Origin of the sequence: Jiella soli (assembly GCF_020615385.1) — a bacterium.
GTDB lineage: Bacteria > Pseudomonadota > Alphaproteobacteria > Rhizobiales > Rhizobiaceae > VKMB-3413.
In genome coordinates this window covers 568,514-589,257 of record NZ_JAJAVB010000002.1, presented here as the reverse complement: position 1 = coordinate 589,257, position 20,744 = coordinate 568,514, and the positions used below count along the sequence as shown (strand labels likewise).

The 20,744-nt window shown below is 67.7% G+C and carries 18 protein-coding genes; 9 read left to right on the top strand and 9 right to left on the bottom strand.

Annotated features, from left to right (window positions below; all coding sequences use genetic code 11):
- The first annotated feature begins 28 nt into the window (after window positions 1-28).
- The 3 genes from LH400_RS03070 (at window position 29) to LH400_RS03060 (ending at window position 3,580) form a co-directional block, all read left to right on the top strand.
- On the top strand, window positions 29-508 hold the full coding sequence (locus LH400_RS03070) for an Lrp/AsnC family transcriptional regulator (protein ID WP_229151252.1): 480 nt from the start codon (window positions 29-31) through the stop codon (window positions 506-508).
- A gap of 145 nt (window positions 509-653) precedes the next feature.
- Window positions 654-2,156: an NAD-dependent succinate-semialdehyde dehydrogenase gene (locus LH400_RS03065; RefSeq protein WP_229151163.1), complete on the top strand. Its 1,503-nt coding sequence runs from the start codon at window positions 654-656 to the stop codon at window positions 2,154-2,156.
- A gap of 44 nt (window positions 2,157-2,200) precedes the next feature.
- Window positions 2,201-3,580 carry an aspartate aminotransferase family protein gene (locus tag LH400_RS03060; RefSeq protein ID WP_229151162.1) on the top strand — a complete coding sequence of 460 codons (1,380 nt, stop codon included), beginning with the start codon at window positions 2,201-2,203 and terminating at the stop codon, window positions 3,578-3,580.
- Between the two features lie 118 nt (window positions 3,581-3,698).
- Here the strand turns inward: LH400_RS03060 and LH400_RS03055 are convergent, their stop codons facing one another.
- The 6 genes from LH400_RS03055 to LH400_RS03030 form a co-directional block, all read right to left on the bottom strand.
- Window positions 3,699-4,295 (bottom strand): nuclear transport factor 2 family protein, encoded by a 597-nt coding sequence (locus LH400_RS03055; protein ID WP_229151161.1) that lies wholly within the window; start codon window positions 4,293-4,295, stop codon window positions 3,699-3,701.
- A 115-nt stretch (window positions 4,296-4,410) separates the two neighbouring features.
- Window positions 4,411-4,734 carry a 2Fe-2S iron-sulfur cluster-binding protein gene (locus LH400_RS03050; RefSeq protein WP_229151160.1) on the bottom strand — a complete coding sequence of 108 codons (324 nt, stop codon included), beginning with the start codon at window positions 4,732-4,734 and terminating at the stop codon, window positions 4,411-4,413.
- Between the two features lie 73 nt (window positions 4,735-4,807).
- Window positions 4,808-5,995 carry a cytochrome P450 gene (locus LH400_RS03045; protein WP_229151159.1) on the bottom strand — a complete coding sequence of 396 codons (1,188 nt, stop codon included), beginning with the start codon at window positions 5,993-5,995 and terminating at the stop codon, window positions 4,808-4,810.
- Between the two features lie 78 nt (window positions 5,996-6,073).
- Window positions 6,074-6,397, bottom strand: coding sequence for a 2Fe-2S iron-sulfur cluster-binding protein (locus LH400_RS03040; protein WP_229151158.1), 324 nt, complete (start codon window positions 6,395-6,397; stop codon window positions 6,074-6,076).
- Window positions 6,398-6,490: 93 nt separating this feature from the next.
- Window positions 6,491-7,678: a cytochrome P450 gene (locus LH400_RS03035; RefSeq protein WP_229151157.1), complete on the bottom strand. Its 1,188-nt coding sequence runs from the start codon at window positions 7,676-7,678 to the stop codon at window positions 6,491-6,493.
- An 18-nt stretch (window positions 7,679-7,696) separates the two neighbouring features.
- Window positions 7,697-8,446: a GntR family transcriptional regulator gene (locus LH400_RS03030; RefSeq protein WP_229151156.1), complete on the bottom strand. Its 750-nt coding sequence runs from the start codon at window positions 8,444-8,446 to the stop codon at window positions 7,697-7,699.
- 519 nt (window positions 8,447-8,965) lie between these two features.
- Here LH400_RS03030 and LH400_RS03025 point away from each other — a divergent pair.
- The 4 genes from LH400_RS03025 to LH400_RS03010 all read left to right on the top strand — a co-directional run bounded on the left by LH400_RS03025 (window position 8,966) and on the right by LH400_RS03010 (window position 14,313).
- Window positions 8,966-10,486: a carboxypeptidase M32 gene (locus tag LH400_RS03025; protein WP_229151155.1), complete on the top strand. Its 1,521-nt coding sequence runs from the start codon at window positions 8,966-8,968 to the stop codon at window positions 10,484-10,486.
- 96 nt (window positions 10,487-10,582) lie between these two features.
- Entirely contained in the window at window positions 10,583-11,512 is a 930-nt protein-coding gene (locus tag LH400_RS03020) for an NAD-dependent epimerase/dehydratase family protein (RefSeq protein WP_229151154.1), read from the top strand.
- 248 nt (window positions 11,513-11,760) lie between these two features.
- A complete protein-coding gene (locus LH400_RS03015; protein ID WP_229151153.1) occupies window positions 11,761-12,693 on the top strand; it encodes a dihydrodipicolinate synthase family protein in 933 nt (310 codons plus the stop codon).
- Window positions 12,694-12,792: 99 nt separating this feature from the next.
- Complete coding sequence (locus LH400_RS03010; RefSeq protein WP_229151152.1) at window positions 12,793-14,313, top strand: aldehyde dehydrogenase (NADP(+)); 1,521 nt, start codon at window positions 12,793-12,795, stop codon at window positions 14,311-14,313.
- 169 nt (window positions 14,314-14,482) lie between these two features.
- Here LH400_RS03010 and LH400_RS03005 read toward each other — a convergent pair whose 3' ends face one another.
- The 3 genes from LH400_RS03005 to LH400_RS02995 form a co-directional block, all read right to left on the bottom strand.
- Window positions 14,483-15,535 carry a substrate-binding domain-containing protein gene (locus LH400_RS03005; RefSeq protein WP_229151151.1) on the bottom strand — a complete coding sequence of 351 codons (1,053 nt, stop codon included), beginning with the start codon at window positions 15,533-15,535 and terminating at the stop codon, window positions 14,483-14,485.
- A gap of 111 nt (window positions 15,536-15,646) precedes the next feature.
- Window positions 15,647-16,636, bottom strand: a complete 990-nt coding sequence (locus tag LH400_RS03000; RefSeq protein ID WP_229151150.1) for an ABC transporter permease — start codon at window positions 16,634-16,636, stop codon at window positions 15,647-15,649.
- A complete protein-coding gene (locus tag LH400_RS02995) occupies window positions 16,636-18,195 on the bottom strand; it encodes a sugar ABC transporter ATP-binding protein (protein ID WP_229151149.1) in 1,560 nt (519 codons plus the stop codon). Before LH400_RS02995 ends, LH400_RS03000 begins: the two co-directional genes overlap by 1 nt.
- 156 nt (window positions 18,196-18,351) lie before the next feature.
- Here LH400_RS02995 and mtnK point away from each other — a divergent pair, with 156 nt between their 5' ends.
- Together mtnK and mtnA are read left to right on the top strand one after the other, a co-directional pair.
- Window positions 18,352-19,641 (top strand): S-methyl-5-thioribose kinase, encoded by a 1,290-nt coding sequence (gene mtnK / locus LH400_RS02990; RefSeq protein WP_229151148.1) that lies wholly within the window; start codon window positions 18,352-18,354, stop codon window positions 19,639-19,641.
- Window positions 19,638-20,744: an S-methyl-5-thioribose-1-phosphate isomerase gene (gene mtnA / locus LH400_RS02985; protein WP_229151147.1), complete on the top strand. Its 1,107-nt coding sequence runs from the start codon at window positions 19,638-19,640 to the stop codon at window positions 20,742-20,744. Before mtnK ends, mtnA begins: the two co-directional genes overlap by 4 nt.

The window sequence follows — 20,744 nt, the reverse complement described above, 5'->3', positions numbered from 1 at the left end:
CTTGCCCGACGGACCGAACATGTCATCCATGAAGCTCGACGCACTCGACCTGAAGATCCTGGCCGCCATCCAGCGGGAAGGGCGGATCACCAAGCTCGCCCTCGCCGAGAAGGTGGGCCTGTCGCCGACGCCCTGCTGGGTCCGCCTGAAGAAGCTCGAAACGGCGGGGATCGTCACCGGTTACACCGCGCGCCTCGATTTGCGGCTGGTGGCGAAGGTGACGACGGTCATGGTGGAGGTGACGCTCGGTCATCATCGGCAGGGCGATTTCGAGCGGTTCGAACGGGCGGTGCGCGACAGCCCGGCCGTGGTTGCCTGCTGGGCCGTCGGCGGCGGCGTCGACTATATCCTCAAGGTCGCCGCGCCCGATGTCGACGCCTATCAGCGGCTGATGGACGGCTGGCTCGAGCGCGAGATCGGCATCGCCCGCTATTTCACCTACATCGTGACCCGCACGGTGAAGGAGGCGGTCGACCCGCCGGTGGAGGCGCTGGCCCCGACGGTGTGAGCGGATCGGCCCCGAAAGAGACTTTCTCTCGCAGCCGCCCGCACTTTGGAGACTTCGTCCGGCCCGGCGGACCAGAACGGACCATGTCTCGCAGGCTCCGCCCCTATCCTCGCGCCTGTCGCCCCTCTCCGACAGGAGTCTCGCCATGCCGTCCCGCGCCGCCGTCTTCGCCCGCCCCGAATTCCATCCCGCCCTCGACGGGCTTCGCGACGTCAGGCTGCTGCGCGAGCAGGCCTTCGTCGATGGCCGCTGGATCGCCGCGGGCAACCGGGCGACCTTTCCGGTCACCGATCCCGCGAGCGGGCTGACGCTCGCCTTCCTCGCCTCGCTCGGCGCCGCCGAGACCGCACGCGCGATCGATGCGGCCGATGCGGCGCTCGGCCCCTGGCGCCGGCTCCTGCCGCAGGAGCGCACGGCAGTCCTGAAACGCTGGCACGATCTGATCCTCGCCGCCAAGGACGATCTCGCGCTGATCATGACCCTCGAACAGGGCAAGCCGCTCGCCGAATCCGCCGGCGAGATCGAGTATGCCGCCTCCTTCGTCGAATATTATGCCGAGGAGGCCAAGCGCGTGTCCGTCGAGAGCGTCGCGAGCCATCTGCCGGACGCGGAGATGACGCTGACACGCGTGCCGGTCGGCGTGGTCGGCCTGGTCACGCCCTGGAACTTTCCCTCGGCCATGCTGACGCGCAAGGCCGCCGCGGCGCTTGCCGCCGGATGTACGGTGGTCGCCCACCCCTCGGCCGAGACGCCGTTCTCGGCATTGGCGCTTGCCGAACTCGCCGAGCGCGCCGGCATGCCGGCCGGCGTCTTCAACGTCGTGACCGGCGATGCCGCGACCATCGTCGGGCGGATGTGCGAAGACCGCCGCGTCAGGGCGATGAGCTTCACCGGCTCGACCGAGATCGGCCGGCTGATCGCCAGGCAGTGCGCCCCTACCGTCAAGCGCCTGATCATGGAACTCGGCGGCCATGCGCCGCTGATGGTCTTCGCCGACGCCGATCTCGACAAGGCGGTCGACATCGCGGTGGCCGCCAAATTCGCGACCTCCGGCCAAGACTGCCTTGCGGCCAACCGCATCTATGTCCAGCGCCCGATCTACGAGGCCTTCCTCGCCGCCTATACCGCGAGGATCGCTGCGCTGAAGGTCGGTGCCGGCCTCGATGACGGCACCGAGATCGGCCCGCTGATGCACGAGCGGGCGATCGAGAAGGTCGAGATTCAGGTCCATGACGCGACGTCGCGCGGCGCCCGCTGCCTCGTCGGCGGCTCGCGCCATCCCGCAGGAGCGCTGTTCTACCAGCCGACGCTTCTCGCGGACGTGTCCGACGACGCGCTGATCATGCGCGAGGAGACCTTCGGGCCGGTCGCCGCCGTGACGCCCTTCGATACGGAGGATGAGGTGCTTGCCCGCGCCAACGACACCGAATACGGCCTCGTCGCCTATCTCGTGACCAAAGACGCCGCCCGGATCTCCCGCATGACCGCCGAGCTCGAATACGGCATGGTGGCGGTCAACCGGGTGAAGATCACCGGCGCGCCGGTCCCCTTTGGCGGCGTCAAGCAGTCGGGCCTCGGCCGCGAGGGCTCGCGCCATGGCCTCGAAGCCTTTACCGACATCAAATATGTCTGCCGCGACGCGGTCTGACCCTTTCCGAACACTAAAGCCAGAACCAGAAGAAGGAGCCTTCAATGCTCGACCGCGACAACGAACTCAATGCCTTCGACCGCGACCATTTCTTCCATCCCTCGACACATATGGGCACCCATGCCCGCGGCGAGACTCCGACCCGCGTCATCACCGGCGGGAAGGGCGCGACGATCGTCGATCGCAACGGCAAGGAAAGCCTCGACGCCTTCGCGGGCCTCTACTGCGTGAATGTCGGGTACGGGCGCACGGAGATCGCCGACGCGATCGCCGAACAGGCGCACAAGCTGCCCTATTATCACGCCTATGTCGGCCACGGTTCCGAGCCCTCGATCCAGCTCGCCAAGATGATCATCGACCGGGCGCCCGAGCATATGAGCCGGGTCTATTTCGGCCTCTCCGGCTCCGACGCCAACGAGACCAACATCAAGCTGATCTGGTACTACAACAACGTGCTCGGCCGGCCTGAGAAGAAGAAGATCATCTCGCGCTGGCGCGGCTATCACGGCTCCGGCATCATGACCGGCTCGATGACCGGCCTCGCGCTCTTCCACAACCAGTTCGACCTGCCGCGCGCGCCGGTCATGCACACCGAGGCGCCCTATTATTTCCGCCGGCCGAACCGCGAGCAGAGCGAGGAGGAGTTCTCCACCTGGTGCGCGGAGAAGCTCGAGGAGATGATCCTCGCCGAGGGACCCGAGACCGTCGCCGCCTTCATCGGCGAGCCGCTGCTCGGCACGGGCGGCATCGTGCCGCCGCCGGCCGGCTATTGGGAGAGGATCCAGGCTGTCCTGAACAAGTACGACATCCTGCTCGTCGCCGACGAGGTGGTGACCGGTTTCGGCCGGCTCGGCACCATGTTCGGCTCCGATCACTACGGCATCAAGCCGGACCTCATCACCATCGCCAAGGGCCTGACCTCCGCCTATCTGCCGCTGTCCGGCACGATCGTCTGCGACAAGGTCTGGAAGGTGCTGGTCGAGGGGTCGGACAAGCTCGGCGCGATCGGCCATGGCTGGACCTATTCGGCCCATCCGCTTTGCGCGGCGGCGGGTGTCGCCAACCTCAAGCTGATCGACGATCTCGGCCTGATCGAGAATGTGAAGTCCGTCGGCACCTATTTCCGCGCCAATCTCCAGGAGGCGCTCGGCAGCCACGCCCATGTCGGCGAAGTGCGCGGCGACGGCATGCTGGCGGCCGTGGAGTTCGTCGAGGATCGGGACGACCGCAAGTTCTTCGATCCTGCCCGCAAGGTCGGGCCGCAGATCGCCGCGGCGCTGGCCGAGCGCGGCGTCATCGGACGGGCGATGCCGGAAGGCGACATCCTCGGCTTCGCCCCGCCGTTCTGCCTGACGAAGGAGGAGGCAGACATCGTCGTCAGCCGCGCCAAGGACGCTGTCGAGGCGGTGATGGCGAAGGTCTAAACCGGCGCGGCTTCATTGCAGCTGTCAGGCTGTCGCCCTCTGGTGGGCGGCGGCCGCTTCGTTACCTTCCCAGCCCGGCCCGACGCACGATCGGCGGGCTGGAAGTGGCCGGGTTCTCTCAGTTGCCCGCCAGCCACTCCGCGCCACGCGCATAGAGCGCTTCGACCTCGGGCCCGACGAGGCCGGGCATGTCGCGCTTGACGTCGTAGCCGATCCCGATCTGCAGATAGGCGAGGTGCCGGTAGCCCTCCGGCAGGCTTTCGAGCAGCGCGCGATCGAGATCCGGGACCTGGGCGGGATCGACGGGATCGAGCCGGTCCTTCTCGTAGATCGGCTGGCGCAGCACGAGGCCCCATTGCCCGTTGCGCTTTTCCAGGAAGTCGTAGAACCGGCCGGTGCAGACGACGTCGCAGAGGACGCCCTCCACTGGGGCCCGCTGGTTGATCGTCATCTTGGTCTGGGCGATCGCGCGGGTCCCGGCAAGATCGATCGCGGTGCCGCCGAGGAAGTGCAGGATCCGCACGCCCTTCTCGAAGCCGGCGCGGCTGACGGCGATGAATTCGTCGGCGCTTCCCTGGAACCAGGTTGCCATCATCCGGCCGTCAGCGTGCCAGACCGTCCTGAACCGCTCCCAGTCGCCGGCGTCTCGCCAGACAACCCAGTTCTCCACGAGATCGCGGATCGCCAGGCGATCGGTCATCGTGTTCTGTTCCATGCGTCTCCTCCCATGCCCTTCCTCAGCCGTCGGACCGGCGGGCCGCGTCGGCGATGCGTCTCGCTCGCGACCTCAGCCCGGTTAGTGAGGCCGGGCCGCCGCCCTTCGCGTCAGCTCAGATCTGCGACTCGGGCAGATGGACGACGAGGCCGTCGAGCTCCGGCGAGATCTTGATCTGGCAGGAGAGCCGGCTCGTCGGCTTCATCTCGGAAGCGGCGAAGTCCAGCATGTCCTCCTCGCCCGACTGGCGGGCGCCGACCTTGTCGGCCCAGGCCTCGTCCACATAGACGTGGCAGGTGGCACAGGCCATGGCGCCGCCGCACTCGCCGACGATGCCGTCGACATCGTTGGAGACCGCGGTCTGCATCACGCTGGAGCCGTCCTCGGCCTCGACATCGGTGCGGGTTCCGTCGGCAGCGACATAGGTGATCGTCGTCATGTCGTCTTCTCTTCTTCTTCTTCTCGAACTTGGCAGGCCGACCCCGGTCGGGGGACGCGGCCCGTTCATGGCATCAGTTCAGCGTCACCGGCAAATTGATCGGACCGCGGAAGCCGAAGCCACGCCACTTCACCCCCGAAGGATCGGGCAGGGTCATGTTCGGGAAGCGGTCGAACAGGAGCGGCAGCATGATCTGGCCGACGGTCCGGCGCGCGATGTGTGCGCCCGCGCAATGGTGCGGGCCGCTGCCGAAGGCCTGGTGCGGGTTCTTCTTGCGGAACACGACGTAGCGCTCGCCGTGATCGAAGACTTCCTCGTCGTGATTGGCCGAGGCCTGGATGGTCATCACGACGTCGCCCTTCGGAATGGCGAAGCCGCGGATCTCCGTGTCTTCCGTCACGAGCCGGGAACTCGCCTGGATCGGCGCCACCCAGCGCACGCCTTCCTCGAAGGCCGGCCCCCAGGCCTCCTGGCGCTTGACCTCCTCGAACTGTTCGCGGTCCGTCAAAAGACCGTAGACGATCGTCGCCAGCGCGTCGCGCGGCTCGTTGATGCCGCCGCCGATGGCGATCTTGATGTTGGAATAGACCTGGCTCATCGGGATCGGATTGTCGGCATTGATCATGAAGGAAAGCGCCGAGGAGTCCGGCTCTGCCCTCAGCCGTTCCGCCATCCTGTCGACATGCCGGTCGATGATGTCGTTGATCGCGTCGGTGCGGGCGAACGGCTCCGGCCGCCAGGCGAAATTGCCGGCGCCGTCGATCAGGATCTGCGACCAGTCCTGCATCTCCTTGTCCGTGGCCTCGGGGATACCGAGGATATGGGCGAGGATGCGCGCGGCGATCGGGCCGCAGAGGTCGGCATAGAGATCGACCGTCTCGCCGCGCGGCAACCGGCTGACGTATTCTTCCGCGAGCTGCCGGTAGAGCGGCGCCCAGACCTGGCTGATCGTCTTCGGCGAATAGGCGGGCGCCATCGCCATGCGCTCGGCGAGATGCTCGGGCCCGTCCTTGCGCATCAGCGTATGCGCCCGGTAGGCCGGCTGCATCGGCGTGTCGGGGTCGTTCGAGGAGAACAGGACCGGATCGTCCTTCACCCGCTTGGTGTCGGCTGCCTTGGTGAGGAAGGTGCGCCCGACTGCCTTTACCCGCAGCACCGGCGCTTCGGCCCTGAGGCGCTTGTAGATCGGATAGGGGTCGAGGACGAGCTGGTCGAAGGTGATGGTCTCGTCGAGCGGCGCGTGTTCGAGCGTCTTCAGCATGAGGATTGATGCCTTCTCGGTCTTCGGTCTCTGTGCGATGTCGACTGCGCCGCAGGCTGCGGGCGCCGCGCCAGTCGCTCAGAACTGCGCTTCGGGCATGTGGACGACGAGGCCCTCGAGCTCCGGGGAGATCTTGATCTGGCAGGAGAGCCGGCTTGTCGGCTTCATTTCGGAGGCGGCGCAGTCCAGCATGTCCTCCTCGCCGGGATTGCGCGGCCCGACGCGATCGGCCCAGGCCTCGTCCACATAGACGTGGCAGGTGGCGCAGGCCATCGAGCCGCCGCACTCGCCGACGATGCCGTCGACATCGTTGGATACGGCAGTCTGCATAACGCTCGAGCCGTCCTCGGCCTCGATCTCGGTGCGGGTTCCGTCGGCGGCGACGTAGACGATCTTGGTCATTCCACAGTCTCTTCTTCTGATGATGGGGAGCGCGCCCTGCTGCGATCGGAGGTTATCAGGCCGAGCCGATCGCTCCGGTAAGGCGGGCGCAGGTCAGTTCAGCGTAACCGGCATGTTGATCGGGCCGCGGAAGCCGAAGCCGCGCCACTTGACCACCGAGGGGTCGGGCAGGGTCATGTTCGGGAAGCGGTCGAACAGCACCGGCAGCATGATCTGGCCGACGGTGCGGCGCGCGATATGGGCGCCGGCGCAATGGTGGGGGCCGCTGCCAAAGGCCTGGTGCGGGTTCTTCTTGCGGAAGACGTCGAAGCGCTCGCCGTGGTCGAACACCTCCTCGTCGTGGTTCGCCGAGGCCTGGATGGTCATCACCGTCTCACCCTTCGGGATGGCGAAACCGCGGATCTCCGTGTCCTCGGTGACGAGGCGGGAACTCGCCTGGATCGGCGCCACCCAGCGCACGCCCTCCTCGAAGACGGCGCCCCAGTTTTCCTGGCGCTTGACCTCCTCGAACTGCTCGGGCTCGGTCAGGAGGCCGTAGACGATCGTCGCCAGCGCGTCGCGCGGCTCGTTGATGCCGCCGCCGATCGCGATCTTGATGTTGGCGACGATCTGGCTCCAGGGGATCGGGTTCTCGGCATTGACCATTACCGAGAGGGCGGAGGCGTCAGGCTCGGCCTTCAGCGTCCCGGCCATCGCCTCGATATGCGCGTTCATCTCGGCATTGGCGATGTCGGTGCGCTCGAAGGGCTCCGGGCGCCAGGCGAAATTGCCGGCGCCGTCGATCAGCGTCTGCGACCAGCGCTGCATCTCCTCGTCGCTCGCATCGGGAATGCCGAGGATATGCGCGAGGATGCGGGCAGCGATGGGGCCGCAGAGTTCGGAGAAGAGGTCAACCGTCTCGCCGCGCGGCAGGCGGCCGACATAGTCCTCGGCGAGCTGCCGGTAGAGCGGCGCCCAGACCTGCGTGATCGTCTTCGGTGACAGGGATCTGGCCATCGCCATGCGCTCGGCCATGTGCTCCGGCCCGTCCTTGCGCATCAGCGTGTGGGCGCGAAAGGCCGGCTCCATCGGCGTCTTCGGATCATCCGAGGAGAACAGGACGGGATTGTCCTTCACCAGCTTGGTGTCGTCCGCCTTGGTCAGGAAGATCCGTCCGATCTGCTCGACCTTGAGAACCGGCGCCTCCGCACGCAGCCGCTTGTAGATCGGATAGGGATCGAGCGTCAGCTGATCGAAGGTGATGGCGTCGTCCAGCGGAACGCGTTCGAGCGTCTTCAGCATGATGGGCCTCCCATTGGCTCAGGTGACGACCAGCGAGAGCCCCGGCACCTTGTTCATCAGGCTCCGGTCGCGGGTCATGACATATTCGAGGTTGGTGCGGGCGAGACGCGCATGCTCGCGCATGACGGCCTCGGCCCTGGCGCCCTCGCGGCGCCAGATGGCGTCGGCCACGGCGCGATGGTGGATCTGGCCGCTGCCGATGGACCGGCGGAAGGCCGGCACCTCCCGCTGCCGCTCGAGAAACGAGTTCGGCGAGGCGAAGGGCAGGCGTACGGCGCGCTCCACCTCGCGGCGCACGATCGCGCTCTGAGACAGAACCAGGATCATCTCGTGAAACGTGCCGTTGGCGTCGACGTAGCGGTCGAGATCCATGTCGTCAGGGCCTTCGCCCAGCGACTGGTCGAGCCGGTCCAGGATCTGGCCCATCTCGGCGCGCTGGACCTCGGAGATGCCGCGTTCGGCGGCAAGCCGCGCGGCCGTGCCTTCGAGGACGCCGCGCAGTTCGATCGCGTCGACGACGTCGTTGAAGGTGAACTGGCGCACCACGAAGCCGGTCGTCGACTTGCGTTCGACGAGGCCCTCCTGCTCGAGCTGCGCGAGCGCGCTGCGCAACGGAGTCCGCGACACGCCGAGCCGCTCGGCGAGCTGCACTTCCAAAAGCCGCTCACCGGCGGCGAAACCGCCACCGAGGATGAGGTCTCGCAGCTCCATCGCAGCATTGTGCGACTGCAGCGGCGAGCGGCTGAGGCCAGGCTCGGACATTGCCATTGAAAGCCTCCTCCCGTCAGGCCTTTGATGTGGCCGTGCGCGACGGATTCGTCGCGGCAGCCGATCTCCCAATCTCCACATCGTATACAGGGCGACAAAAATGTATGCAAATCATAAATCTGAAAGTGTTCAAAAGTAGCGGTCACGCGTCGTGCGTGCTGATATTGGCAAAATCGGCGGAGATTCCTGACAGTGATGACGCCGCCGCTGAGAAAAATGTATCCATTCGGTTTTCAGGGTGGCTTTTGTAGACGTCGGCCGAGCGGTCGCTCCTCGCGCTTGGTCGTGGGCGGCCGGCGCAGCCCATTGACCGGCCGCGGGGCTGTCGGTTCAATGCGCTGGTCCGCATGCCTGGACGCCGTGTGCCGAGCGTTTGCTGCTGACGGAGAGTTCCAGAGATCTTCGGAACGGCCGTCGCTCTGCTGACCTTCGGCATGGCGGTGCTCGGGTATGCCCCCTTTGCGGAGGACCGCCGGTGGCCTCTCCGCCTATCCCGCCACGTCCTGTTGGAGTCACAGATTGAGCTACGCCGCCTTCACCCGCGAGGTCGAACGGATCAACGACCTGCTTTGCACGGCCAATCTCCTGTCCTGGGACGCGCGGGTGATGATGCCGCCGGGCGGGGTCACGGCGCGCGGCCAGCAGTTCGCCACGGTCACCGACTGTGCCCGCGAGCTTGCCACGGGCGACGCCATGCGCCGGGCGATCGAGGGGGCGGAGCGCGAGCTGGACGGCGTTTCGCCGAACGATCCGCGGGTGAGGGCCGTCCGCGCCGCTTCGGCCGGCATCGGCGTTCTCAGCCGCATCCCGCCGGCGCTCCTCTCCGAGGCCGCGACGTTGAAGACGGAAGGCCAGGCGGTCTGGGCGAGAGCCCGCGCCGCCAACGACTTCGACGCCTTCGCGCCGACCCTCGAACGCACGGTCGAGATCCAGCGGCAGGTCGCCGAGGCGATCGGCTATGACGACCACCCCTACGACGCGTTGGTCGGCACATACGAGCCCGGCATGACCTGGCGGCGCCTCCAGGGCCTCTATGCGGAGATCAAGTCGGGCCTGCTGCCGCTGATCGAGCGGGCCCTGGCAAAACCGCAGCCGCGCACGGACTTCCTCGAACGAGCCTATCCGGTCGAGAGCCAGAAGCGCTTCGCCAGGATGATCGCCGAGCGCATGGGCTATGATTTCTCGCGCGGCCGCCTCGACGACACCGTGCATCCCTTCGAGATTTCCTTCACCCGCGGCGATGTGCGCATCACCAGCCGGTTCCAGGAGCGCTGGCTGCCTGGCGGGTTGTTTGCCGTCTGGCACGAGGTCGGCCACGGCATGTACGAGCAGGGGATCGATCCGGCCTTCACGCGCTCGGCCTTCACGACGGATTTCGTCAATCTCTACGCGGTGGGCGGCGCGAGCTTCGGCATGCACGAATCGCAGTCGCGGCTCTGGGAGAACCGGGTCGGCCGGTCGCGGCGGTTCTGGGAACTCCATTTCGACGAGCTGCGCGCGGTGTTTCCCGATCAGCTCGCCGACGTCTCTGCCGAGGAGTTCTGGCGCGCGGTGAACCGGGTGAAGCCGAGCCTCATCCGCGTCGAGGCCGACGAGATGACCTACGACCTCCACATCATCCTGCGCTCGGAGATCGAGGCGGCGCTGATCGCCGGCGAGGTTTCGGTGAAGGACGTCCGGGCGCTCTGGGCGGAAAAGGTGAAGGCGACGCTCGGCCTCGACGTGCCGACGGATACGCTCGGCGTCCTGCAGGACGTGCACTGGTCGTCCGGCATGATCGGCTCCTTCCCGACCTATACGCTGGGCAACGTGATGGCGGCGCAGCTGTTCGAGGCCGCGCTCGAGGCCCCAGGGGTCGCCGAGGGGCTGGATCGGGGCGCCTACGATCCGCTGAAGACCTGGCTGAACGAGAACGTCCATCGTCACGGCCGCTCGTCCCTGCCGGAGGACACGCTGGTCCGGGTGACCGGCGACGGGCTGCGGACGGATGCCTATCTGCGGCACCTCGAGGAGAAGGTCGGAGCGATGCCGGATGCTTGAGCGGATCGTCAGGACGGGTCGCCTCGCCGTTACGGCCGGCGGCCGCTCCGGCTGCGCGACTGCCGGCGCCGAGGCCGCCTCCGCGGGAGGCCGTTGATGCCCGTTGCGCAGCGCGATCCCGGACGCATTCTCGTCACCGGCGCGGCCGGTTTCCTCGGCTCCGAACTGATGAAGCGCTTCAAGGCGCGGGGGCAGACTGCCGTCGGTGCCGACATCGTCACCCATTGCGAGGGGGTCGGGCCGATCGTCAGGCTCGACGTCTGCGACATTTCCGCCGTGAACGCGCTGGTCAGCGAGGGCAGCTTCGCCACGATCGTCCATTGCGGCGCCGTGGCAGGACCCGTGTTCCTTGCCGACCAGCCGCTGACGGTCTGGCAGGTCAATACGGAAGGGAGTGTTCATCTCCTGGAGGCGGCGCGCCGCGCCGGTGTCGCCCGCGTCGTTTTGTGTTCGAGCATCGACGTCTATGGCAGCGCCCATCGCGGCATGGTCGACGAGACCGCGAGACCCGATCCGGACACGATCTACGGTGCCAGCAAGGCCGCTGCCGAACAGGCGCTTCTCGGCTATCGCAGGGAGCACGGCCTTGACGCGCTGGCCCTCCGCTTCGCCCGGATCTACGGACCCGGACGACGGACGCCGACCGTTCTGGAATCACTGCTGCGCAACGCCCTTGCCGGCCGAGGCACCGTCCTCGACGGTCATCCGAGGGACCCGACGCACTATCTCTTCATCGACGACGCGGTGCAGGCGGTCGTGCGTGCGGTTTCGGCGGCGAGGCCCGCCTCCGGGATCTTCAACATCGCGACCGGCAAGACCGCCTCGCTCGCGCGCATGGTCGAGATCGTCCGCTCGGTTCTGCCCGAGCTCGACGTCACCTTCGGCAAATCCGAATGGGAGGAGAACGGGCCCTGCGGCTTCGACCGGAGGCGGGCGGAGAGCGAACTCGGCTTCGAGCGCCTCGTCCTCTTCGATGAGGGCATACGCCGCTATGTCGACGCCCTGCGCGGTACGTCGAGTGACTGAGCGGAGTCGCCAACGCCGGTTGTTCATGCGTGAGCTGCGGCCGGCGTGCTGCGGCGCCCCGAAGCCGGCAGAAGGCTCCGCAACCTGGTGGAGCAGCGGGCTCGTCCGACACTCACCCGCTCCCTCTTCTCCGCGGCCGCGCTTATTTCGGCGAACGTAAGCCGCGAAGCGCTTTTCGCATGGCGTCCTATCGGCTATCGCGTGGGTCGCCATGTCGACCGCGTCACTGCCTGGGAGGTCCAACGACCATGACGTCTTCATCGCCCGTCCGCCCGTATCGGGGCGTCTTCCCGGTCGTGCCGACGATCTTCGAACAGAATGGAACGCCCGATCTCGCCGGCCAGAAGCGCGCGCTCGACTTCATGATCGATGCCGGCTCGACCGGCCTGTGCATCCTCGCAAACTTCTCCGAGCAATTCCTTCTGTCTGACGCCGAGCGCGACGAGCAGATGCGCATGGCGCTGGAGCATGTCGCGGGCCGCGTCCCCGTCATCGTCACGACGAGCCATTTCTCGACCGACATCTGCGTCGCGCGCTGCAAGGCGGCCGAGGCCGCCGGGGCCGCCATGGTCATGGTGATGCCGCCCTATCACGGCGCGACGCTGCGCGTCGGCGAGGTACAGCTCTTCGCCTTCTTCCGCGCGCTGTCGGATTCGATCACGATCCCGATCATGATCCAGGACGCGCCGATGGCCGGAACGCCGCTGCCGCCGACGCTGCTTGCGCGGATGGCTTCCGAAATCGAGAACGTGTCCTATTTCAAGATCGAGACGGCGGGAGCCGCCTCCAAGCTGCGCGAGCTGATCTCGCTCGGCGGGGACGCCATCGAAGGGCCCTGGGACGGGGAGGAGGCGATCACGCTGATGGCCGATCTCGACGCCGGCGCGACGGGAGCCATGACCGGTGGCGGTTACCCGGACGGCATTCGCCAGATCATAGATCCCTATTTCGCCGGCGACCGTCCGGCCGCGATTGAGGCCTACCGCCGCTGGCTGCCGCTGATCAACTACGAGAACCGCCAGACGAGCTTCATCACCGCAAAGATCCTGATGAAGGAGGGCGGGGTCATAGCCAGCGACGCCGTCCGCCGGCCGATCATGGCGCCGCATCCGGAGACCAGGGCCGGGCTTCTGGAACTTGCGCGCGAACTCGATCCGCTGGTCCTGCGCTGGGGGCGGTAATCTCCGCCGCGGTAAAGGCTGCGCCTTGCGGATCGTATCGCCGGTGGCCGGCTCCTGCCGCTGCCGGCTCGAAACACGACATTGAAAGGGAATAGTCTCATGACGCTCGAATTGACAGGGAAGCATCTCATCGCCGGCGAATGGGTCGGCTCGGACGCCACCTTCTCCTCCGAACCTCTGGAGGCGTCCCCCCGCGAGTTCTCCGCCGGCACGCCGGAACTCGTCGACCGCGCGGCAAAGGCGGCGGAAGACGCCTTCTCGTCCTACGGCTATTCCTCGCGGGAGGCGCGCGCGGCCTTCCTGGAGACGGTCGCCGAGGAGATCGACAAGCGCGGCGACGAGATCACCGAGATCGGTACGCAGGAATCGGGGCTGCCGGCAGGCCGCCTGCAGGGCGAGCGTGGCCGCACCACCGGCCAGCTGAAGCTCTTCGCCAAGCACATCCGCGAGGGCGCCTATCTCGATCGCAGGCACGACGTCGCCCTGCCGGACCGCCAGCCGATGCCGCGTCCGGACCTCAGGATGATCCAGCGGCCGATCGGGCCGGTCGCCGTCTTCGGCGCGTCGAACTTCCCGCTGGCCTTCTCGACCGCCGGCGGCGACACCGCGGCGGCACTCGCAGCCGGCTGCCCGGTGGTGGTCAAGGGCCACGACGCCCATCCCGGCACGGGCGAGATCGTCGCCCAGGCGATCGCCGCGGCCGTGAAGGCGCACGAGCTTGATCCTGGCGTCTTCTCGCTGGTCCAGGGGGGCAGCCGGGCCGTCGGCGAGGCGCTCGTCACCCATCCGTTGATCAAGGCGGTCGGCTTCACCGGCTCGCTGGGGGGAGGGCGCGCGCTCTACAATCTGTGCGCAGCGCGGCCCGAGCCGATCCCGTTCTTCGGCGAGCTGGGTTCGGTCAATCCGATGTTCGTCATGCCGGAAGCCTCCACGGCCCGCGGCGCGGCGATCGGCAAGGCCTGGGTCGGTTCGCTGACCATGGGCGCCGGCCAGTTCTGCACCAATCCGGGCATCGTCCTGCTTCTCGATGGTCCCGGCGCCGACGCCTTCGTGGAAGCGGCTGTCGAGGCCGCCAAGGCCGGCGACAAGCAGGCCATGCTGACCGACGGGATCGCCGCCGCCTATCGTGCGGGCGCCGACCGCGTGTCGGGCACGGCCGGCGTCAGCGCCCTGGTCGGCACCGCGAACAGCTCGCGCCACGCCTCGCCCTATCTCTTCGAGACGACCGGCGACGTCTTCATGAAGGACGAGGGTCTCGCCGAGGAAGTGTTCGGCCCGCTCGGGATCGTGGTGCGGGTCAAGGACACCGCGGAGATGGAGACGATCGCCCGCGGCCTGCACGGCCAGCTGACGATCACGGTCCAGATGGACGAGGCCGACGCGCCTGCCGTGAAGCGCCTCCTGCCGATCCTGGAGCGCAAGGCCGGCCGGCTGCTCGCCAACGGCTTCCCGACCGGAGTGGAGGTCGCGGACGCCATGGTGCATGGCGGTCCCTATCCGGCCTCGACCAACTTCGGGGCAACCTCGGTCGGCACGCTCTCGATCCGCCGCTTCCTGCGCCCGGTCTGCTACCAAAACATGTCCGAGACGGTGCTGCCGCAGGATCTCACCGCGATCTGACCCTGGTCGGGCGAGGGTGTCTTCGGGCGCCTTCGTCTCCTCCGGCCAGCCCTGCCCGAAGGGCGGGCGACGGCCGGACGACTCGGAACGGTCGGCCTCCGCCCGTGCCGGTTCGACCATATCCGAAGGAAGGGGCGCCGCGCCGCAGACGTGGCGCCCCTTCCCGTATTTACGGGACCGGCATCCACTCGGGCTTGGCGACGTCGGTCTTGGCGAACTGCGGCAGCTTCTGCGACAGCTCGTCCATGTTCTGGATCTCGTTCTCCATCAGCATGTCGCGCGTGACGAGGGTCGGCGGCACCACGACATTGTGCCCGGGATCCTCTCCGGCAAGCAGCATGGCGAGGGCGCGCACGGAGACCTCGCCGATCAGTTGCGGGTTGGTCGCCGCCGTCGCGATCCAGGCGCTCGGCTCCTCGCGCATCGCCTGGATGTCCGCCGTCGAGATGTCGGCGCTGTAGATCTTGATGTCTTCGGTGAGGCCCGCCTCGTCGACGGCGATCTTCACGCCCTTGGCGAACTCGTCATAGGGGGCGAAGATGACGGAGATGCCAGGATTGGCGCGCAGCACCGCCGAAGCCTGGTTGGCGACGGAATTGGCGATCGGATTGTCGAGCGTGCCGAACTGCGCGACCTGCTCGATGCCCGGATATTTTTCCTTGAACTCCCGCCAGGTCTCGTCGCGGCGATCGAGCGGGGCGATGCCGGCGACATAGACGTAGGCCGCCTGGAAGCTGTCGCCATTGTCCTTGACCGCCTGTTCCAGGGCGAGGCGGGCGAGGTCGCGGTCGCTCTGCTCGATCTGCGGGACGTCGGGGTTGTCCACGTTGACGTCGAAGGCGACGACCTTGATGCCGGCCGCGACCGCGCGCTTGACGGGCTCGGTCATGGATTCGGTCAGGCCGTGCTGGACGATGATGCCGTCGACGCCGAGCGCAACGGCCTGGTCGACCATGTCGGCCTGGAGCGCCGCGTCCTGGCGCGAGTCGAGAACGCGCAGATTGACGCCCAGCGCCTTCGCCTGGTTCTGGACGCCCGTGAGATAGGCCTGGAAGAAGTCGCCGGTCGACAGATAGCGCACCAGCGCGATCGTCACGTCCTCCGGCTTGTCGAGCGGCTTCGGCCGGTCCTGCGCAAAGGCGAGCCCCGGAAGGCTGAGGAGCATCGCGGCGCCGGCCGCGAGCCTGGCGAGCGATCGCCTCGTCCATGTCGTTTCATGCATGCCATGTCCTCCCTTGTCGTTTTTGATGAGGCGAAGGCCGGTCCTCCACCGGTTCTTCCGCCCAGTCGGGTCATTGCCGGACCGCCGCCGCGTCCGGACCTGACCGCCGGATCAGCCTCCCGCCCGGCGGGTCATCGAGAAGGTGAAGAGCAGTGCCACCACCAGCACCGCGCCCTTCACCGCGTCCTGCGTGTAGTAGGGAGCGTTCATCATGGTCAGGCCCTGCAGGAGCATGCCGACGAAGAGCGCCCCGATGAGCGTGCCGAACGCATTCGGCTTGGCAACGCCGAGGACCGCGAACCCGATCAGCGCCGCCGCGACCGCGTCGAGCAGGAGATTGTTGCCGGAGGAGACGTCGCCGCGCCCGACCCGGGCGGCCAGGAGAATGCCGCCGATCGCCGCGAAGCCGCCCGAGATCATGTAGGCGCCGATCTTGTAGCGGGCGACCGGCGCGCCGGCGAGGCGGCTCGCCTGCTCATTGGAGCCGATTGCGTACATCACGCGGCCGAAACGGGTGAATTCGAGGAACACGAAGATCACCGCGGCGAGCGCCAGCATGACGATCACCGAGATCGGCAGGATGTGGAAGAGATGCGAGCGGCCGAGCGCCAGGAAGGACTTGTCGAAGGAGCCCGTCGCGGTCGAGCCGTCGGGCAGGAGCATGCCCTTGGCGATGGAGCGCCCGGCGGTCGGCACGAGCTGCAGCCCGAGCAAAAGGAACATCGTGCCGAGCGTCGCCAGGAGGTCCGGCACGCGGCCATAGACGATGATGAGGCCGTTGATCAGCCCGACGAGCAGGCCGAAGCCGATGCAGAGCGCGACGGTCTCGGGCGTCCCCCAGCCCCATATCACCATGGCGTAGGACGCGGCCATCATCGAGGAGGCGGCGACCGAGCCGATCGACAGGTCGAAGCCGCCGACGACGAGCGTGGCGGTGACGCCGAGGGCGAGGATCGCGGTGATCGAGACCGACTGGAAGACGAAGATCATCGAGCGCAGCGACAGGAAGGCCGGCTGCGCCACGAAGAAGAAGATCGCGAGAGCGATCAGGAGCACGAAGAAGCCGTAGCGGATCGAGAGGTCGCGCATGGCGAGCGGCATCAGGCGGTCCTTTCGAGACGGTGTGCGGCGTCTTCCCCGGCCGCCGACGGGCTTCCCGCGACCTCGGCGAGGAGTTGCGCCATGTCGAGATCCGGCCCGGTCCGGTGATCGCCGACGATGGTGTGGTCGGACATCACGAGTAAGCGGTCGGCGACCTCCAGGGCCTCGTCGAGTTCGGCGGCGAGCACCAGCGTCGCGCGGCCTTCGGCGGTCTCCCGCAGGCGCCGGCCGATATCGGTGCGCGCGCGGATGTCGACGCCCTGGAAGGGCTCGTCCAGGATCAGCACCTCGCATGGCTCCGACAGCCAGCGCCCGACGACCACCTTCTGCTGGTTGCCGCCGGACAGGACGGCCATCGGGTCGCTCTCGCCCCGGCAGACGATGCCGAGCCCCGCGATCGTCTGCCGGGCGCGCCGCCGCTCGCCGGAAAAGTCGACGAAGCCGGCGCGCGAATGCCGCGACAGGAAGGGCAGGGACAGGTTGCGGGCGATGTCGAAGGCGGGGATCAGCGAGTTGGTCGCGCGGTCCTTGGCGGCCATGAACACGCCGTCCCGGATCGCGGCAGCGCTCGAGCCCGGGCGATACGACCTGCCGCGGATCGTCATCTCGCCGGAAACGGGACGGCGCGAGCCGAACAGGATCTCCGCGAACTCGCTCTTGCCGGTGCCGACGAGGCCGGTGATGGCGGTCACCTCGCCGGCATGAAGATCGAGCGAGAACGGCTTCGACCAGGGCCTCAGCCGGCAGTCCCTCACCGACAGGACGACTTCGCCCGTGCTCCGCCTGGTGCTGCCCGCGGGCTGGACAGCGTCGCCGAGCATGGCGACGACGGCGCCCTCATAGTCCAGCGGCGGCGAGAACACGCCGGTGATCCGTCCGTCGCGCAGGGTGACGATGCGGTCGGCGAGGCGCCTTATGTCGGACATGCGGTGCGAGATGTAGAGGATGGCGACGCCGCGGGCTCTCAGCGTCTCGACGATGCCGAACAGGCGCTCGGCCTCGCGCTGGGAGAGCGAGGAGGTCGGCTCGTCGAGGACCAGCACCTTCGGGTCCTCGGCCAGCGCCCGGCAGATCGCCACAAGCTGGCGGTCGGCGAGCGGAATGTCGCGCACGGCCCGGTCAAGCGGCAGGTCGAGCCCGAGGATCGCCTGGATCTCGCGTGCCTGCCTGCGGGCCGCGCTTCGGGAGAAGAACAGGCCCGCCTTGCCGGAGCAGAGCCGGTCGAGCAGCAGGTTCTGGGCGACCGAAAGGTCCGGCGCGACGCCGTCGTTGATCGCCTGGTGGACGACGCAGAGCCCGGCATGGACGGCGTCGATCGGCCGCTCCGGAGAATAGGGCGCGCCGGCGAGCGTCAGCGTGCCGCCGCCCGGCTTATGGACGCCGGCGATGATCTTGACGAGGGTGGACTTGCCGGCGCCGTTGGCGCCCATCAGGACCACGACCTCGCCCGACCGCACGTCGAGATCGACGCCCTTCAGGACGCGGTTCGGGCCGAACGACCGCTCGAGCTGGCGCAGCTCGAGCATCGCCCGCCCAGCGTGGCCGGCCGGATGCTGCATGGTTCCTCCCGAGGCCAGACGGTATGGAAAACTGTTCGAAAGTCAACTATGATTGACAATCGCCCAGCAGGCCGGCAGCCTAGCAGGCGAAGAGGCGGCCGGGCGGATCATGGGAGGATCCGTCGCGGCGTGCGATGGACAGGAACGGAGGGCTCCGTGAGGAGGGAGGAGGCGCAACCGGCAGGCTACCGGCCGCTCGACGTCGAGACGGTGAAGGCCTATGTCGCAGGCCTCTCGCAGCTGTCCGGCAGGCTCGGCGGCGGGGAGGGGCAGCTCACCGCCCGCGAGGTCGGAGACGGCAATCTGAACCTCGTCTTCATCGTCGAGGGCCCGACGGGCTCGGTCGTGGTGAAGCAGGCGCTGCCCTATGTGCGCCTCGTCGGCGATTCCTGGCCGCTGCCGCTTTCCCGCGCCTTCTTCGAATGGAACGCGCTGACGCGGCAGGCCGCGATCATGCCACAGCGCCTGCCGCAGATCTTCCACTTCGACGAGACCAATGCGCTCGTGGTGATGGAATATCTCACCCCGCATGTGATTCTGCGAAAGGAGCTGATCGCAGGCAAGCGGTTTCCGCATCTCGCCGAACACATCGGGGTCTTCCTCGCCGAAACGCTGTTTCGCACCTCCGATTTCCACATGGAGACGGCGAAGAAGAAGAGCGACGTCGCGCTGTTCTCCGACAATGTCGCGCTCTGCGCGATCACCGAGAACCTCGTCTTCACCGATCCCTATTTCGACGCGCCGCTGAACCGCTGGACGAAGCCGGGCCTCGATCGGGCGGCGCTGGCGCTGCGCTCCGACCGGGCGGTGAAGATCGCCGCGCAGGAGATGCTCCACGCCTTCACGGCCAAGAGCGAGGCGCTGGTCCATGGCGACCTCCACACCGGCTCGATCATGGTGACGCAAGAAGACAGCCGCGTCATCGATCCCGAATTCGCCTTTTACGGCCCGATGGGCTTCGATATCGGCGCACTGATCGCCAATCTCCTGCTCGCCTATTTCTCGCAGGAAGGCCATGAGGCCGAGGCTGGGGGGCGCGACGATTATGGCGAATGGCTGCTGCGGACGACCGAGTCCGTCTGGCGGATCTTCGAGGCGCGCTTCCGCGACCTCTGGCGGAGCGAGCGCACCGGCATCCTCTACGCCCGCAGCCTGTTCGAGGATCAGGGCGACCTTTCGGGGGCGGAGATCGCCCTGTCGCGTTTCCTCTGCGGGCTCTTCGCCGACACGACCGGCTTTGCCGGCGCCAAGATGATCCGCCGGCTGGTCGGCCTTGCCCATGTCGAGGACATGGAGGCGATCGCCGAGGAGACCCGCCGCGCCGCCTGCGAGGCGAAGGCCCTGGCGATGGGCCGCGAGCTCCTCGTCAATCGCGGCCGGCTTTCCGACATTTGTGCCGTCACCAGCCTCGCGCGGTCGATCCGCCGGGAGAAGGGCCTTTCATGAGAGTGGGCGACCGCGACTTCCGTTCGATCTGGCCGGAGCCCGGCGGATCGACGGTCGGCATCATCGACCAGACCAGGCTTCCGCACGAACTGAAGATCGTAACGCTCGCCTCGCTCGACGACGCGGCGACGGCGATCGCCGACATGTGGGTGCGCGGGGCGCCGCTGATCGGCGCGACGGCGGCCTATGGCATGGCCTTCGCGCTACGCGCCGACGCTTCGGATGCAGGGCTCGACCATGCCTATGACGTCCTCCATGCGGCGCGTCCGACCGCGGTCAACCTGCGCTGGGCGCTCGATGCCGTGCGCCGGCGCATGCGCGAGCTGCCCGTGTCCGAGCGGGCCGACGCCGCCTGGGCGTTCGCGGGCAAGGTCTGCGACGAGGATGTCGAGACCAACCGGCAGATCGGGCTGAACGGCCTCGCCCTGATCGAGGCGGCGGCGAGGGGCAAGCGGACCGGCGAGCCGGTCAACATCCTCACCCATTGCAATGCCGGCTGGCTGGCGACGGTCGACTGGGGCACGGCCACCTCGCCGATCTACCAGGCTTTCGAGAAGGGCATCCCGGTCCATGTCTGGGTCGACGAAACGCGGCCCCGGAACCAGGGCGCGAGCCTGACCGCTTGGGAACTCGCCAATCACGGCGTCCCGCACACGCTCATCGTCGACAATGCCGGCGGCCATCTGATGCAGCACCGCAAGGTGGATCTCTGCATCGTCGGCTCCGACCGCACGACGGCGCTCGGCGACGTCTGCAACAAGATCGGCACCTATCTGAAGGCACTCGCCGCGCGCGACAACGGCGTGCCCTTCTACGCGGCCCTGCCTGCCTCGACGATCGACTGGACGGCGCGCAACGGCGTTGCCGAAATCCCGATCGAGGAGCGCAGCGGCGAGGAGGTGTCGCATATCGTCGGCATGAACGACGCGGGCGTCGTCGAGCGCGTCCGCATCGCGCCCGAAGCGACGAAGGTGTCGAACTTCGCCTTCGACGTCACCCCGGCGCGGCTCGTCACCGGCCTCATCACCGAACGTGGCGTGTGCACCGCCAGCGAGGCGGGTCTTGCCTCGCTGTTTCCGGAATTCGCCAGGAAGAGCGCCTGA

Excerpts from the sequence above, each read along its gene's own strand:
- LH400_RS03070 (WP_229151252.1), top strand. The coding sequence starts at position 29 with ATGAAGCTCGACGCACTCGACCTGAAGATCCTGGCCGCCATCCAGCGG.
- LH400_RS03065 (WP_229151163.1), top strand. The coding sequence starts at position 654 with ATGCCGTCCCGCGCCGCCGTCTTCGCCCGCCCCGAATTCCATCCCGCC.
- LH400_RS03060 (WP_229151162.1), top strand. The coding sequence starts at position 2,201 with ATGCTCGACCGCGACAACGAACTCAATGCCTTCGACCGCGACCATTTC.
- LH400_RS03055 (WP_229151161.1), bottom strand. The coding sequence starts at position 4,295 with ATGGAACAGAACACGATGACCGATCGCCTGGCGATCCGCGATCTCGTG.
- LH400_RS03050 (WP_229151160.1), bottom strand. The coding sequence starts at position 4,734 with ATGACGACGATCACCTATGTCGCTGCCGACGGAACCCGCACCGATGTC.
- LH400_RS03045 (WP_229151159.1), bottom strand. The coding sequence starts at position 5,995 with ATGCTGAAGACGCTCGAACACGCGCCGCTCGACGAGACCATCACCTTC.
- LH400_RS03040 (WP_229151158.1), bottom strand. The coding sequence starts at position 6,397 with ATGACCAAGATCGTCTACGTCGCCGCCGACGGAACCCGCACCGAGATC.
- LH400_RS03035 (WP_229151157.1), bottom strand. The coding sequence starts at position 7,678 with ATGCTGAAGACGCTCGAACGCGTTCCGCTGGACGACGCCATCACCTTC.
- LH400_RS03030 (WP_229151156.1), bottom strand. The coding sequence starts at position 8,446 with ATGGCAATGTCCGAGCCTGGCCTCAGCCGCTCGCCGCTGCAGTCGCAC.
- LH400_RS03020 (WP_229151154.1), top strand. The coding sequence starts at position 10,583 with ATGCCCGTTGCGCAGCGCGATCCCGGACGCATTCTCGTCACCGGCGCG.
- LH400_RS03015 (WP_229151153.1), top strand. The coding sequence starts at position 11,761 with ATGACGTCTTCATCGCCCGTCCGCCCGTATCGGGGCGTCTTCCCGGTC.
- LH400_RS03010 (WP_229151152.1), top strand. The coding sequence starts at position 12,793 with ATGACGCTCGAATTGACAGGGAAGCATCTCATCGCCGGCGAATGGGTC.
- LH400_RS03005 (WP_229151151.1), bottom strand. The coding sequence starts at position 15,535 with ATGCATGAAACGACATGGACGAGGCGATCGCTCGCCAGGCTCGCGGCC.
- LH400_RS03000 (WP_229151150.1), bottom strand. The coding sequence starts at position 16,636 with ATGCCGCTCGCCATGCGCGACCTCTCGATCCGCTACGGCTTCTTCGTG.
- LH400_RS02995 (WP_229151149.1), bottom strand. The coding sequence starts at position 18,195 with ATGCAGCATCCGGCCGGCCACGCTGGGCGGGCGATGCTCGAGCTGCGC.
- mtnA (WP_229151147.1), top strand. The coding sequence starts at position 19,638 with ATGAGAGTGGGCGACCGCGACTTCCGTTCGATCTGGCCGGAGCCCGGC.